We start from the raw sequence: 15,567 nt of genomic DNA, 5'->3' as shown, positions 1-15,567 counted from the left end.
CTATTGGATTGATTTTTTCTATCATCACATAGAGAACCAGGTCTGATTTCCTGGTTCTTAATCAGACGATTTTATGATTATGCTGGATATTGTGCGTATGATAAGAAAACACCTGTTATTTAACCTGGTTTATGCACTGTTATTTATAGTGGTGCTCATTACTGGTTATCAGCATTACACTCTTTTAAATTACGGTGTAAGTCCATGTGTTACATTGGTTTTGCTCGTGTTTTTCTGCCTGACTACCAGGTTGAGTGGCCGTTTTCACAAAAGATTATTTACCGGAATAGTTTTCGCATTGACGGGCAGTACGTTTGTGCTATTGAGAAATTATGATCCATCGTATTTTACTTATGGATTATTAGCTTTTCTGGTTTGTCATCTATTTTATATTGGTGCTTTTTACCTTGACTTCCGCTCGGCGCAGGAGCTGGACAAAAAGGGAGCAAAGATCGCCATATTTAGTAGTGCCATAATTTTCACTACTTTTTATTTCTACCTCAGACCACATCTTGGGCCATTAAGACTACCGGTACTAGTCTGTATTTTTATTGTAGCCTTGTTAGCTATGATGGCGGCCTTTAGAAATCAACGCGTAAATCCTGCGAGCTTTAAATTGATCCTTACAGGTGTCCTTTTTTTTATAATTGCTGATGGTATTTTAGCGCATTGTTATTTTATCAGCCCTTTTCAGTTTTCTGATTTGCTGATCAGCGCAATTTATATGATTGCCCAGTACTTTATTGTAATCGGCGGTGTGGAGCGGAAACTAATCCGTCCGCTTTCGGCTGATTAATGCTTTTCTCTATCCAGTATCGTAAATTGCTGTACAAATCTTTCTCCCTTATCATCCACTAATGTTAAAGTATGTTTTCCAGGAGCGGGGCTTAAGCTAAGTTGATGCGTATGTGAAGTTGTTGCTACATATTCATCATCAATATGCCAGTAAATTTGCGCAGCAGGATTTTTATGCGTCGCAGTAAACACAACCTTTCCTCTTTTGCCGTCAAATTCAAGCGGTATATATATTGATGCATTATTCTTCGGATAAATCATATCCATCATATAATTACTCCCGGTTTCTGCGCATCCTGTCATAAACGGTGGCAGAGGTTTATAATCACTATGTTTAACCTTATAGTAGAACTCCATCGCAGGAGGCAAGATAAACCATGGCTGATGAACCATATCCGATGGGCTTACACACTGATCAGTTACTCTGAAAGCAGCACTGCGATCTAAATGGATCAGCTTGTGATAAGGACATACGACGGTCTTTTCTCCGGCAAAGGGAACCAGTTCCTCTACACGGTCAGGACAATATTGTCCTGCTTTATAACCACTTTGACGGCAAATACTTATTTTTTTCAATTTGTTTTTTGGTGTTTCGAACCATTTCCCAGCTGGTAACTGCCGGGAAATATCAAACAGTACTGGTGCGGCTGCGTCAATTCCTGTTAACCCAGGTCTGCCTTCACCATCTGCGTTTCCCACCCACACACAGACTACATAATCAGGTGTAAGTCCTACGGCCCAGGCATCTCTGAAACCAAAACTAGTTCCGGTTTTCCAGGCTAAACGTTGTGAAGAAGAGAATTGTTCCCACAATCCCTCGTCTCCGGGGCGCATTAATTCTTCCATCGCATTAAATGTGCTCCATATAGCCCCATTATCCAGTAATGTACTGCGCTGCAGTTCATTCTCATCCAGTTTATCCTTTTCCCTGCGTTGTATATAATCAGGTTCATCATAATCATGTGGATTGTAATACCCTTTATAGTCATTGTAGTGATTAAGCGATCTGGCCATGCCCATATAAGTTTTTGCCAGATCCCACATCGTGACTTCACTGCCGCCCAGAATCAGCGATAAACCATAATGATCAGCAGGTTGGTTCAGGGTAGAGAATCCCAGTTTTTTCAGCTGGTCATAAAAACGGGGATATTTATAAGTTTGCAATAAACGTACTGCAGGGATATTTAACGAACGACTGAGTGCAAGATCGGCAGGTATTGCTCCATCATAACCCAGATCATAATTTTGGGGAGAGTAATTGCCAATTTGTGTTGGTATATCAGGAATTAATGTTTTAGGAAGAATAAGTCCGTCATTTAACATACTGGCATATAAAATTGGTTTTAACGTACTGCCAGGACTTCTCGGTGCTTTAATCATATCCACATGACTTTCCAGTCCTGCATTTTCAGGTTGATAAATATTGCCGGCATAAGCCATTACAGTCCCATTTTTAACATTAAGCACTAAAGCAGCAATATTATTAATGTCATTGGCCCTGTAGCGGTTATTATATCTTTTTAATAAGGCGTTAATCTTGATTTGTAAATGGGCATCAAGCGTTGAACGTATTCTGGTAGAGGAAATTTTCAGCAAACCGCGCTCAGCTTTAAAACGGTTCAATAGATGTGGGGCATCTTGCGGAAGTGGCCTTGGTTTGCCTGGTACCGGCTCCAGTTTGGATAAATTTGCTGTTGGCTGGTCTATAAATTTTAATTTCACCAGCTGATCGAGCAAGTTATTCCTTTTAATGATCAACCGGCTTGTATTCTTCCCGGGATGTACTAATCTGGGGCTGTTTGGCAAAACAGCTAGGGTTGCCATTTCACCCCAGGACAGGGATTGTGGACTGCGGCCAAAGTATCTCCATGAGGCTGCTTCCAGACCAACTACATTACTTCCAAACGGGGCATTAGCGGCATATAACTTCAGGATTTCCTTTTTTGAATACCTTAATTCGAGTCTCAGTGCAAGAAAGACCTCATATAATTTTTGAACGATTGTGCGGTCTTGTCTGCGGCTGAGCCTTATAGTTTGCATAGTCAGTGTACTGCCTCCGCTTACAATCCCTTTTGCCCGGTAATTCTGACGCATAGCTCTTGCCATGGCTAGTATATCGACTCCAGGGTGCTGATAAAATCGTTTATCTTCAAATGCGATGATACACTTCGAAAATTTGTCAGGTACAGAATCTGCCGGAGGAAAACGCCATTGCCCATCCGAGGCAATGGCTGCATTCAATAATTCTCCGTTTGCTGCTTCTACTACATAGGAAGTAGGAGAGACGAAAAGCCTGGAAGGCAAGGCAAATAGAAACCAGCACAGTAATAAACCCACTATTCCATCCCAGATCAACAGTTTTGACACTGGTTTTATTTTTAAACTCATCTTTTTATTTAATCACCTGCACCCATTTCCCATCCTGTGTTGCGCTGATTGTATGATTATACATCGCCTCGCATTGTACGGCAGAAAGATAATATTTACCAATATATGATGCATTCAGGAGAACCTTGTAAGTCACAGTTTCATTCTCCCTGAGGTTAAAATAAGTAAATACGCGATCATCTCTGGTATCTCTGTAAGTATAGGGTGAAGATGAAATAATACTTTCATTATCATTCAGTCTGGTATTGATAATCTCCCAGCCGGAAGGGAAAATCTGTGTAAGTGCCATCTGCTCATAAAAGCCCATTTTTCCTGGGTTTTTTATAATTACCTCAGCATAAAAGTCTAAACCTTGTTTTAAGGTCGTAGGGTCTATTGGTTTGCCATTAAGTAATTTATAATTCACAGACATATCCAGAATATCCGGATTATTTGGTTTAAGATTATGTTGTCCGGCTGCCGGTTGTCCATCCAGTATTAACCGGGCAAAGAGCACAGTTTTTCCATTATTTGTCACCACAGCTTTGTTTCCTTTGAAATTAACCGGCAAACTGCTGAAATACTGGCTGGCATTATTTGATCCCTTTTGTCCATCCAGCAGATAGGTGTACTGCAATCTGGCAGATGCAGAATTCTGTCCGCAGAATTTAGCTACGGCCAATAAACTGTAAGCTGTAGTTTGCGTACTGTACCAGTCATCGGTGCCGAGTTTGGCCGCCAGAGTTTGTAAAACCTGGGCAGCTTTTCCTTTCTGACCCATCAGTGTCAGCGTTTCCAGGATCATTGCTTCATCACGACTGTCAGAGCCATAAGTTCCACCCAATTGATTATATGGTTTAACTGTAACTTCAAGCCCTTTGATCAATGCATTTGCAGCAGTAGCCTGACCAGCCAGCTGATAGGCAGCAGCTAACCGCCATTTAGCGCTTACTGATAAATATTCAAATGCCCTTAATCTGTTCATAGCTGCCATTTCTGGTTTGCGGGCTAGTGCCAGCACATAAAGACGGTAAGCTTGCGAGAGATCACCACCATAGAAATTATTGCTGTTAGGTACCCAACTGCCCGCTTTGGCTTTAAGATAACGTAATACTTCATCCAGCATTCCGACTGGTATATTATAGCCACTATTCTGTGCTTCCACCAGGAAATGACCAGCATAATTTGTTCCCCATTCATCAGCAGAAGGTTGCCCTGGCCAGTAGGCCAGTCCGCCATCGGTAGTCTGGAAAGCACGCAGACGGTTAATGCCCGATTTAATGTTTTTATCTGTTGTTGCCTTCTGTTGTTCGGTCAATGGACTCAGTTTATTCAGGAATAACTGTGGGAACACAGCCGACGTAATTTGCTCTACACATCCATAAGGATATTGTATCAGATAATTTAGTCGCTTTTTAAGGTTAACAGGAGGGATGGCCGATAATTCTACGCTACCAGTGTTACTGCCCGAAATACCCAGCGGGAGATAATCCGCCGACCAGGTTTGTCCAGGCTGAATAATGGCTGAAACTACCTGAGTAACATAAGGATTTGGATTCCTGATATCCAGTTCCAGGTCATAAACGGCTTTTTCAGCACCACTTTGTGCTACAATTTTAACCTTAGCTATGCCTGTCATCTGTGGCACAGTTACGTCAAAATACGCCATCTGTTCACCAGGTTGTTTATAAGTCAGCTGTCTTGTTTTATTGCCTGTGACCTGCAGGTTTTGGGTCTGTAATTGTACCGTTACATTTTTAAGATTATTTTCTGTAGCAAATACAGTCACCGGTAAAGTGAAACTCTCTCCCGGACCAATTACTCTTGGAAGTGTTGCCAGGACCATCAATGGTTTTTTAACCTGAACAGATTTCTCCGCAGCACCATAGGCGCCATCCTGTCCGGCTACAACCATTGCTCTTACAGCACCAATATACTGTGGTAATTTAAATTTATGGGTTTGTGAACCGCCTTTACTTAAAGCAAAAGGCCCCATATATTTGACAACAGCACTAAACCTGTTTGCTTTTGCAGGGTTAAGGTTACGGTTGGCACTTCCGTCTCCACCAATACTTAATATTCTCTCCAGATTACCGCCCCAGGCACCCAATACATAATCAAAGAGATCCCATGTTTTTACACCCAGACCTTCGCGAGCATAAAATACAGCATGTGGGTCTGGTGTTTTAAATCTTGTTAAATCCAGCAGACCTTCATCTACCAATGCAATGGTATAAGTCATAGCTTTCCCATTCTGCTCCGAAACAGTAATCGTATTTTCTGTTTCCGGTTTAATTTTGTCGGCCATTTTGATAACCGGTTTGAGAATAGTTTCGGGATCTTCCACAATTAATGGAATGGCTCCGTACATCCGGATAGGGAGGTCGTTCACCGTTTGGGCATGCGGTTGTAATAGCGTAATATTGGCAAATACGTTAGGTGCCATGTTTTTCTCAGCCTTAAACTTAAACTGAGTCTGGCCTGCCTTAGTATCTGTCCAGAAGGTTTTTAATACCTTGCTGCCATTTTCAATAGAGATCAGTGCTCTTCCATTCGCACCGGTTGGAATTGTCAGTACAATATCTTCACCTACCTTAAATTTGGTCTTGTTGGCCGTAAACGACAGCATGGAAGCTTCGGTCGGATTAGATGACTGTTCTCTTTGTGCCCAGCCCGGCCAGTCTACATAAACAGCTTTGCCGGTTACATGCCCTCCGCTAAGATCACGGACCAGTACAAGGTAACGGCCCCATTCCGGTTCATTTATTCTCAGTGTCCAGCTGCCTTTACCATTTTGTAAGGTTACATTTTCTTTTGAAATCAGCTTGTTGTAATTGTTCTGCGTGAAGTTCGCAAATGAGTTTTGTGTATCCTGTTCCCACCACCAGCGCCACTGCACTTTATACAGCTCTACCTGCACGTTTTTAGTGCCGCCAATCAGCTGACCATCACGGTTCACATTGACTAATGCAAATTTATGATCTTTACCAGTCAGGAGCATTCCACTCAGTTTTTCGCCTTCGGGTGCTTTTATACCATAATAGCTGTTAAACACATGGTAGGGGATTGAGAAGTTATCTATACTGAAATTTCCACCTGCCTCAAATACTTTAGTGGTGAAGTTAGCCTTTAGTACACCGGGTGCAGAAGCATTGTCATTCAGGTTGGTATTAACTGAGACTACTCCCTGATCGTTCAGTGTACCTTCAAAAATAGTTTTAACCTGGGAGACAAAATTCACTGTAGGATTATCAAAGTTAAAACCATCAAAACCAGGGAAAGTAGTTTTCATGGTATTCAGGTTCACGTCAACCTTAGCCTTCAGGTTTTTACCAGGTGCACCAAATAGCCAGTTTGCAGATAGCGTAGCCGTTGCCCCGGTACCAGTCCCCAGGTATTTTCTGTTGCCAATATCAAAACCAATCTTCAATCGGTTAGGCATGATTGTTTCGATCTTAATCGTTTTCTGGAAAGATGCTCCGCCAGCTTTAACCTTAGCCACCCAGCTTCCTGTTGGGGCAGTACGGTCAGTGGCTGTACGGAAGGTATAGAATCCATTTAAAGAAGAACCAATGACAGACTTCTTAATCAATTGTCCCATTGGGTTATATAGCTCAAAACTAATAGGGTAGGCAGGTGGTAGTTTCTTTAATTTGTCTTCGAGGATGAATGATAAAAAGAGCGAATCACCAGGTCTCCAGACGCCACGTTCTCCATAAATTAACCCTTTTAATCCGTTTTGTACTACGTCACCGCCTACATCAAAACGGCTGAGTGGGAGAGAGTTTCCATCATCAAGTTTCAGATACCCACGTTCATCACCATGTTTGGCTACCAACAGATATGGTTTTCTCTTGAGTTCAAAAGTGGCCATTCCATCACCATCAGTTTTTGCTGTATAAATAACCTGCTGCTGATAATCCATGAGTTCGAGCGTGATTCCACTCATACCTTTAGCCGTCAGCAAATCAGTCGCAACCACCAGCATACTATTATCATTTCCTCTTTTGGCTACCAGTCCGATATTGGAAACCAGTAGGTTCCTGCTGGCAAACTTATCATTCGTATAATATGACGGCGTGCATGGGTTATCTTTATCACTCCAGTTATAGGCTGTTGTATAATAGTTATTATAAGCTTTCCAGAAGCTATCATCTTCATCTATTTTTTCACCATAATATTCCTCATCACTATCTGTTGCTTCTTTAGTTTTTCCTTCTGCACAAGCCAGTATATTATATTTCTGACGGAAACTAAAAGTTACCCTGTACATAGCCCCAGGTTCGGCTTTAATGATTTTATCCAGATCCAGTACAAACCTGTTTTTTTTGTGCAGGTTGAGTGTCTTGTCTTCATCCAGGCGTATTTTTTTCTGTAGTAATGGTTTACCAACCCTCCTTAATTCGTTAGCTTCCTTGTAGTTATTGGTCTGAAAAAACTGAGGGATGTTATTTTCATAAACCTTGATGATAGTCACATCTACTGCATTCAGATTGGTCGCTTCAAAAGGGAGAACCAGTTTTCCCGAATTTGGCAGGATAGTTCCGCTTCCGGCTATCGTTACAGAAGGTAGTTTGTTATCAAATACAATATTGGCGGTGACACTGGCATTCAATGCACGTTCATTGCTATTGATTACTCCTTTATTTACTGTCAGCGTGTAATTTCCCAGTAGCGGTTCTGGTGTATAAATTTTTACCTGACTACCGTCAATAGTATACCTCAGATCTGTCGCTGCAGCACCTAAGGTGATTAAACCCGTCAGATCCTGACCTATACCCACGGGCTCGGAAAATTGCACCAGTGCATAATCTTCCAGGTTCTGTACAGCTTTTGTCGCAAGTACTTTAAAGACACCATTGGCCGGTACAGCCAGATTTTCTTCTCCTTTATTCTGGGCTTCAATTGCATCACCAGACCATTTCAGACTTAATTTTTCTTCTTTTGCTGTTTTTTTGATACTATCAATCTGGAACACCGAGCTGTTTTTCTGAGGATTATGCTGCCATTTTATTTTAAGAGGCTGATTAAACTCCAGTTCCAGACATTTTTCAATCTTTTTCGGATCTTCATCATCAGCTGTGCTGATCTCTCCAGTCAGCTTCATATAGGTTAAAGAAGTATTATTCTGAGAGATCAGTCCATTCTGGCTGAGTACCAGTCCGGGATGGATCACCTTGAAATCAAACTCAAATTCTTCCAGTCCTTTCTCCGTTTCCGTTACTTTACCTAAATCAAATGTAGCCTGATAAGTTTTACCTGATTCCAGCTTTTCGTCAGGTCTGAACTCTATGGTCTGTGCATCAATCCAATAGGTCTTGCCTTTTACGGAAGGAGAGAAGCTGAACAGATTACGCTCATCAGGTTTACCAATTTCACCCATAGTTTTTACCTGGCTGGCTAATTGTATCCTGATAAAACTCTTTTTGGAAATTGTACCGGAGGTATAAGAATCGATGTATTTAGCATATAACTGCTGACTCTCCAGAGATTTGTGTTTTTTGAAAACAAAAATTGCAGTTATCCCCAGGAGGATAACTGCAATTACACCAATTAAAACTGGCTTTTTATTTTTATGCAGAAAGGTATATTTTCCGTTTTCCATATTTCCCGTTTGTATAGATAGACAGGAAAAATACGAAAAATTATTGAACCGGGAATCCTATTTAATCATCACACCAGGTTTATTAACCAGGGGTATTTTAATGAGATTCTCGTCTACTATACTTTCTGGTAGAAAAATGAACTTTTTATCATAAATCGTTCCGTCAATATAATAACTTAGCCAGTATTCATTGGTTAGTCCAAATACCTCTGTGTCTATAGCTTCAACTCCTTTAAACGAAGTTGCTGGAACATCTCCCAGAAAATGACGTAATACAGAGGTTTTTACCATTCTGCCATCTTTTTCTCCATAACCTTTAGAACTGATGAGTACATTGTCTATCTGTACACCCTTAAGGTTAACCAGGTAAACAGTCCAGTTTTTGCTTTCCGGTGTTTCATTCATTAGCACCACTGCCATGGCCAGGTCTTCTACAATATTTTCCGGCAGATCTTTCTTCATGTTTTTATTTCTTATTTACAGGGGCTTTTTTCTTTGCCGGTGCTTTTTTAGCTGCTGCAGTTTTAGTACCAGCGGCTTTTTTCTTGGTTACCTTTGGTTCAAAAGCATTGGGTACTTGTTCAACAATTAATTTCTTAACCTCATCCAGTGATAAAACAGCTAAATCTTCAGCAGTATATTTATCTTTTGTTGCCGGATTCTTACCTAGTTTAAGCATGTCTTTACCAAAACGGATGAAAGGTCCCCATCTGCCATTCTCGATAGCTATTTTCTCTGCATTCCATTGCTGGATAAAGCGGTTAGCCTCTTTCTCTACCTTTTTAGTAATCAGTTCAGCAATGTCCTGATCAGATAAATTATCAAAATCATAAGCTTTAGGAACATTGATAAACAAGTCATTCCACTTGATAAAAGGTCCGAAACGTCCCGTACCTTTAGTTACCGGTAAACCTTCATGATGTGCTACCGGTGCATCAGCAGTAATTTTTTCTTCAATAATTACCTGGGCACGGAGCTGATCTACAGTGAGTGGGTCTTCATTCTTAGGAATAGAGATATAAGTTTCTCCCCATTTCACATAAGGTCCGAAGCGGCCAACACCTACGGCTACTTCTTTATCTTTATAATTCTCCAGCTGGAAAGGTAACCTGAATTGCTCTAAAGCATCTTCGAGTGTTACTGTACCAACAGACTGAGATTTCATCAGACTGGCGTATCTTGGTTTTTCCTCGTCATCATTCTGTCCGATCTGTACCAGGGGACCAAATTTACCCACCTTAGCATAGACATTTTTACCACTTACCGGATCTATACCCAGCAAACGTTCCCCGTTTGCTCTGTCTGCAGTTTCTGTCGTAACCTCTACCTCTTTATGGAAGGGGGTATAAAAGGCATGAAGCATTTTAGTCCAGTTTTGTAATCCCTGAGCTATTTCATCAAATTCCTTTTCTACTTTCGCTGTGAAGTTAAAGTCTACAATTCCTTTAAAATGTTCTACCAGGAAGTCATTGACTACTTCACCAATATCAGTTGGAAACAACTTAGATTTTTCAGCGCCTGTAATTTCAGTTTTGATAGCTTTTGTAAGCTGTCCGTTTTCCAGGATAATAGATCCAAAAGAACGCGTACGTCCGTCACGGTCTTCTTTAACTACATAACCACGGTTTTGGATCGTTGAGATTGTAGGGGCGTAAGTAGAAGGACGGCCTATACCTAGTTCCTCCAGTTTTTTAACCAGGCTGGCCTCAGTATATCTTGCTGGTGGACGGGAGAACCTCTCTGTCGCATTCATCACATTCAGGATCAGTTCCTGTCCGTTAGTTAATGGAGGAAGAATATTTTCATTGTCTTTTTCTTCAGTATCCTCGTCATCACTCGATTCGAGATAGACTTTCAGAAAACCATCAAACTTCATGACTTCACCTTCAGCAATCAGGTTTTCGCTTCTTGTACTGACTGCAATCTGGGCAGTTGTTTTTTCAAATAATGCCTCACTCATCTGTGACGCAATGGCGCGTTTCCAGATTAGCTCATATAAGCGCTGCTCCGAACTATCACCAGTAACTGTGTGCTGATTAAAGTAAGTAGGGCGGATGGCCTCATGCGCTTCCTGAGCGCCTGCCGATTTAGTTTTATAAGTCCTTGGGTGATGATATTGCTTTCCGTATGCAGTATTGATCTCACTGGCAGCAGCAGCAAGCGCAGTTTCTGATAAATTAACAGAATCCGTTCTCATGTAAGTGATCTTTCCACTTTCATATAAGCGCTGTGCAACCTGCATGGTACGGGAAACCGGGAAACCTAATTTCCTGGATGCTTCCTGTTGTAAAGTAGAGGTTGTAAAAGGTGCAGCAGGATTACGTTTAGCGGGTTTAGTTTCCAGGCTGCTGATTTTAAAACCAGCATGAATACAGTCGCGTACAAACTTCTCTGCATCTGCTTCCTGTTCAAACCGCTGTGGTAATTCGGCTTTAACCAGTTCTCTGGCTTTTCCTGTGCTGAACCTTGCTGTGATTTTAAATGCAGCAGCAGCGTTAAACTTATTTACTTCACGTTCTCTGTCTACAATCAGACGTACTGCAACTGATTGCACACGACCGGCAGATAAAGAAGGTTTAACTTTTTTCCATAATACAGGTGAGAGTTCGAAACCTACCAGACGATCTAATACACGTCTTGCCTGTTGCGCGTTAACCAGATTATAATCAATGGTCCTTGGTGACTCAATTGCTTTTAAAATTGCAGGTTTAGTAATCTCATGAAAAACAATTCGTTTAGTCTTGTTTTCTTTCAGCCCAAGCGTCTCAAATAAGTGCCAGGAAATTGCTTCCCCTTCACGGTCCTCATCGGATGCGAGCCATACCATCTCGGCTTCCTTTGCTAATTTCTTAAGTTCAGCAACCACTTGCTTTTTATCGGCGGGTACTTCATAGGTCTGGGCGAAATCATTGTTCGTATCAATTCCCATATCTCCTTTTACCAGGTCACGGATGTGTCCGTAACTCGATTTAACAAGGAAATCTTTACCTAAATACCCTTCTATTGTTTTCGCTTTTGCAGGTGATTCAACTATTAATAAATTTTTGGCCATCTAGAAGGTTTTTCTGCAAATAAAACTATAAATAAGCCTAAAATCAAAATTCTATCAAGAATAAATATTAGAAAGCATCATTTAAGCGCTCAAAATATTGCTTATTTTCTGAATCCAGTGACCGTGTTACTACGTATAAATGGTGATAGCCCATTAAGTTTACCTTCCTATTATATACGTGTAAAAAATTTGTCCATATATTCGTTGTAACATAAAATTAAAAACCATGAACACCCTACTTATTTTATTCAGTCTGTTATTTACCCCGCCGCAAAGCATCTATGATTTTACCATGAAAACAATTGATGGTAAAGAGATTAAGCTTTCCAAGTTTAAGGGTAAGAAAATCCTTATTGTGAATACCGCTTCTAAATGCGGTTATACGCCACAGTATGAAGATCTCGAAAAATTACATCAAAAATACGGCAAAGATGTAGTGCTTATTGGTTTTCCAGCGGGTAACTTTGGTGGCCAGGAATTAGCCACCAATAAAGAGATACAAGATTTTTGTAAAAAGAATTTTGGAGTGACCTTTTTATTAAGCGAAAAAGTGAGCGTAAAGGGAAATGACATCAATCCGCTTTTCAAATATCTGACATCGGCGAGTAATCCCGATTTCACTGGAGATATCAACTGGAACTTTGAGAAATTCCTGATTAATGAGAATGGACAACTGGTTCACCGTTTCCGTTCTAAGGTTACTCCTTTAAGCCCGGAGATTACTAAAAACCTGTAACAATTACCATACAAAGCCTTTTAAAGGCATTTATAATGCAAAAAGAGAAATCACTTAACCGTGATTTCTCTTTTTTTTAACCTGAATATGCATGAATTTGATTTACATTTGCAACTAAATTTCATTTATGCATACTTTTATACCCCTTAAAACACTCAGTTTTATTCTGGGCCCTTTACTTTTGTATTCTTGCAGCAGCAATTATCACCTGGTTAAATCTAACCGTACTGAATATGCAGTAACAAAAGAAGTAAAAGCTGACAGTTCAATTATCCGGACTTATCAACCTTACAAGCTGAAGCTCGATTCACAAATGAATGTAATATTAGGCTATTCTGAAAATCTGCTTGAAAAGAAGATGACAGGAGGAGAGTCGGTTCTCGGTGATTTTTTCTCAGATGCAGCTTTGGCCGAAGCTCGTAAAACAGATCCACAAATAGATTTCACAATGCCTAGTACCAATGGAGGATTACGCAATGATCTGCCATCAGGTGCAATTACGTTAGCTAATGTTTTTCAGCTGATGCCATTTGAAAATGAGCTGATCGTTTTTGAAATTAAAGGAACAGAAGTCCAGTCCCTGCTCGATTATATCGCACGTACCGGAGGACAGCCAGTATCAGGACTGAAGATGAAGATTGTAGCCGGTAAACCAGCTGCAGTAATCATCAACGGTCAACCATTTGATCAGACTAAAAACTATCACGTACTTACCTCTGATTATATCGCTGGTGGGGCTGACGGAATCAGTTGTTTCAAAAAGCCAGTGGCCAGTAAGGTATTAAACCTTAAAATACGCGATGCACTCATCAGTTATATTAAAGAGACTCAGGCAAGAGGTGAAAAAATAAGTACAAAATTAGACGGGAGGATTACGCATGATTAATCGCAGGAAATTTATAAAAAACGGAAGTATCGCAGCCGCAGCGACGGCATTAAGTATTGATAGTATAGATGCCCTGGCTAATGGGGGGATCAGGAAATTAACTATTCTGCATACAAATGATGTACATAGCCAGATTGAACCTTTTGCGATGGACGGTTCCAGGAACCAGGGGTTAGGCGGAGTAGCACGAAGAGCGTTTTTGATTAAGAAGATCAGGGCAGAACAGCAGCATGTACTTTTGCTGGATGCAGGTGATATTTTTCAGGGGACACCATACTTTAATTTATATGGCGGTGAGCTTGAAATTAAGCTCATGAGTGAGATGGGTTACGATGCTGCAACAATGGGCAACCATGATTTTGACAATGGAGTAGAGGGCTTCTATAAGCAACTTCCACATGCTAAATTCCCTATTCTGGTGAGTAACTATGATTTTTCTGATACGATCATGCATCAATCTACCAAACCCTACCAGATTTTTAATAAAGGAGGTTTAAAGATTGGTGTTTTTGGAATAGGTATAGAACTTAAAGGGCTGGTCGGGGAGAAGAACTACGGAAATACGATCTATCTTGATCCTGTTCAGAAAGCCAATGAAGTTGCCGGCTTACTTAAAAATGAACATAAATGTGATCTGATCATCTGTCTCTCACATCTGGGCTATAAATATTCGGATCGTAAAGTTTCAGATCAGACACTAGCTCAGAACAACGATCATATTGATCTGATTATTGGTGGGCATACCCATACTTTTATGGCTAAGCCTCAGGACGTTAAAAACAGGTCAGGTAAGCTTACAACAATTAACCAGGTAGGTTTTGCCGGAATAAATCTGGGACGTATAGATTATTATTTTGAATCATACAGAGGGAAGAAATCATTAACTTCTTCACCCTATATGATATCAGATCAGCTGGATGCTGTTTAAACAAGAAAACCGCCACCCAGAAGGTCGTTTCCTTCATAGAAAACAGCGGATTGTCCTGGAGCGATAGCAGATACATTGTGGTCAAATACCACACGCATTCTGTCTTTCTCCTGAACGATGGTACTTAACATACCTGCATCTTTATAACGTATTTTGGTAATCACATTATCCATTGGTTCCAGAATATTTTCATATTTGATCAGGTTAATGTTACGTACCATTGCTTCTTTTCTTTCCAGTTCTTCAGCTCTGCCCAGCATCACTGTGTTACTTTCAGGAAGGATCTGGGTAACAAACATAGGCTCCCCAAAAGCAATCCCAAGACCTTTACGCTGACCGATTGTATAAAAAGGATAACCTTTATGTTGTCCGACAACCATTCCGTCACTGGTAATAAAATTTCCACCTGCCACACGATCTTCCAGATCTTCCACTTTATGTTTCAGGAAAGAACGGTAATCATTTTCAGGTACAAAACAGATTTCATAACTCTCACTCTTTTTAGCAAGTTCTTCCTGCCCCATATCCAGGGCCATTTGTCTGATGTCAGCTTTAGCGAAAGATCCTAAAGGAAATTGTGTACGTGCAAGGTTTTCCTGCGATACACCCCACAATACATAAGACTGATCTTTGTTTTCGTCCAGTCCTTTAGAAATTACGTGTCTGCCATTGTCATGTTGTCTGACATTAGCATAGTGACCTGTAGCGATAAACTCACAGTCCAGTTTATTGGCACGCTTCAGCAGCGCTTCCCATTTAATATGCGTATTGCATAACACACATGGATTAGGTGTGCGTCCTGCCAGATATTCATCAACAAAGTTATCAATTACATAATCACCAAATTCTTCTCTGATGTCTAATATATAATGCGGAAAGCCATAGTTTACTGCTAAAGTACGGGCATCATTGATACTATCCAGACTGCAGCAACCGGTTTCCTTACTACTGCTGCCAGAGGTTGCATAGTCCCAGGTCTTCATTGTTAAGCCAATAACTTCATACCCTTGTTCGTGTAGCATTACTGCTGCTACTGAACTATCTACACCGCCACTCATGGCTACCAGAATTCTACCCCTTTTACTCATTGTATTTTAATATGATACAAAAATAACGGATTTTAGTTAAAGATTCATTTTTTAAGGAGTCAGATCCTTGTAAAAAGGTTTTATTTTATGATGATTAAACGATATAGCTT

General features: G+C 40.6%; 9 protein-coding genes. 4 read left to right on the top strand and 5 right to left on the bottom strand.

Features of this window, described 5'->3' with window-relative positions:
• Positions 1-97 precede the first annotated feature (97 nt).
• Positions 98-796, top strand: coding sequence for a lysoplasmalogenase (locus HDF25_RS03825; RefSeq protein WP_184622944.1), 699 nt, complete (start codon positions 98-100; stop codon positions 794-796).
• Here HDF25_RS03825 and pbpC read toward each other — a convergent pair.
• The 4 genes from pbpC to topA are packed head-to-tail and all read right to left on the bottom strand — an operon-like array spanning position 793 to position 11,819.
• Positions 793-3,183, bottom strand: coding sequence for a penicillin-binding protein 1C (gene pbpC, locus HDF25_RS03820; RefSeq protein WP_184622942.1), 2,391 nt, complete (start codon positions 3,181-3,183; stop codon positions 793-795). The two genes, HDF25_RS03825 and pbpC, sit on opposite strands and share 4 nt — an antisense overlap.
• Positions 3,184-3,187: 4 nt before the next feature.
• Positions 3,188-8,767 (bottom strand): alpha-2-macroglobulin family protein, encoded by a 5,580-nt coding sequence (locus tag HDF25_RS03815; protein WP_184622940.1) that lies wholly within the window; start codon positions 8,765-8,767, stop codon positions 3,188-3,190.
• Positions 8,768-8,824: 57 nt separating this feature from the next.
• Positions 8,825-9,229 carry a hypothetical protein gene (locus tag HDF25_RS03810; RefSeq protein ID WP_184622938.1) on the bottom strand — a complete coding sequence of 135 codons (405 nt, stop codon included), beginning with the start codon at positions 9,227-9,229 and terminating at the stop codon, positions 8,825-8,827.
• A 4-nt stretch (positions 9,230-9,233) separates the two neighbouring features.
• Positions 9,234-11,819 (bottom strand): type I DNA topoisomerase, encoded by a 2,586-nt coding sequence (topA, locus tag HDF25_RS03805; protein ID WP_184622936.1) that lies wholly within the window; start codon positions 11,817-11,819, stop codon positions 9,234-9,236.
• Between the two features lie 226 nt (positions 11,820-12,045).
• On the opposite strand from topA, the gene HDF25_RS03800 reads away from it, so the two are divergent.
• From HDF25_RS03800 to HDF25_RS03790, 3 genes are all read left to right on the top strand, one after another.
• Positions 12,046-12,555 (top strand): glutathione peroxidase, encoded by a 510-nt coding sequence (locus tag HDF25_RS03800; protein ID WP_184622935.1) that lies wholly within the window; start codon positions 12,046-12,048, stop codon positions 12,553-12,555.
• A 127-nt stretch (positions 12,556-12,682) separates the two neighbouring features.
• Positions 12,683-13,441 (top strand): 5'-nucleotidase C-terminal domain-containing protein, encoded by a 759-nt coding sequence (locus HDF25_RS03795; protein ID WP_184622933.1) that lies wholly within the window; start codon positions 12,683-12,685, stop codon positions 13,439-13,441.
• Complete coding sequence (locus HDF25_RS03790) at positions 13,434-14,369, top strand: bifunctional metallophosphatase/5'-nucleotidase (protein ID WP_184622931.1); 936 nt, start codon at positions 13,434-13,436, stop codon at positions 14,367-14,369. Before HDF25_RS03795 ends, HDF25_RS03790 begins: the two co-directional genes overlap by 8 nt.
• Here HDF25_RS03790 and mnmA read toward each other — a convergent pair.
• A complete protein-coding gene (gene mnmA / locus HDF25_RS03785) occupies positions 14,366-15,457 on the bottom strand; it encodes a tRNA 2-thiouridine(34) synthase MnmA (RefSeq protein ID WP_184622929.1) in 1,092 nt (363 codons plus the stop codon). The genes HDF25_RS03790 and mnmA overlap by 4 nt on opposite strands.
• Positions 15,458-15,567: the final 110 nt, after the last annotated feature.

This window comes from Pedobacter cryoconitis, assembly GCF_014207135.1.
Taxonomy (GTDB): Bacteria; Bacteroidota; Bacteroidia; order Sphingobacteriales; family Sphingobacteriaceae; genus Pedobacter; species Pedobacter cryoconitis_D.
This window is presented reverse-complemented; position numbering and strand designations above follow the sequence as displayed.

What these genes read in the sequence shown, in the direction of transcription:
- HDF25_RS03825 (WP_184622944.1), top strand. Translation starts at nt 98, where the DNA reads ATGATAAGAAAACACCTGTTATTTAACCTGGTTTATGCACTGTTATTT.
- pbpC (WP_184622942.1), bottom strand. Translation starts at nt 3,183, where the DNA reads ATGAGTTTAAAAATAAAACCAGTGTCAAAACTGTTGATCTGGGATGGA.
- HDF25_RS03815 (WP_184622940.1), bottom strand. Translation starts at nt 8,767, where the DNA reads ATGGAAAACGGAAAATATACCTTTCTGCATAAAAATAAAAAGCCAGTT.
- HDF25_RS03810 (WP_184622938.1), bottom strand. Translation starts at nt 9,229, where the DNA reads ATGAAGAAAGATCTGCCGGAAAATATTGTAGAAGACCTGGCCATGGCA.
- topA (WP_184622936.1), bottom strand. Translation starts at nt 11,819, where the DNA reads ATGGCCAAAAATTTATTAATAGTTGAATCACCTGCAAAAGCGAAAACA.
- HDF25_RS03800 (WP_184622935.1), top strand. Translation starts at nt 12,046, where the DNA reads ATGAACACCCTACTTATTTTATTCAGTCTGTTATTTACCCCGCCGCAA.
- HDF25_RS03795 (WP_184622933.1), top strand. Translation starts at nt 12,683, where the DNA reads ATGCATACTTTTATACCCCTTAAAACACTCAGTTTTATTCTGGGCCCT.
- HDF25_RS03790 (WP_184622931.1), top strand. Translation starts at nt 13,434, where the DNA reads ATGATTAATCGCAGGAAATTTATAAAAAACGGAAGTATCGCAGCCGCA.
- mnmA (WP_184622929.1), bottom strand. Translation starts at nt 15,457, where the DNA reads ATGAGTAAAAGGGGTAGAATTCTGGTAGCCATGAGTGGCGGTGTAGAT.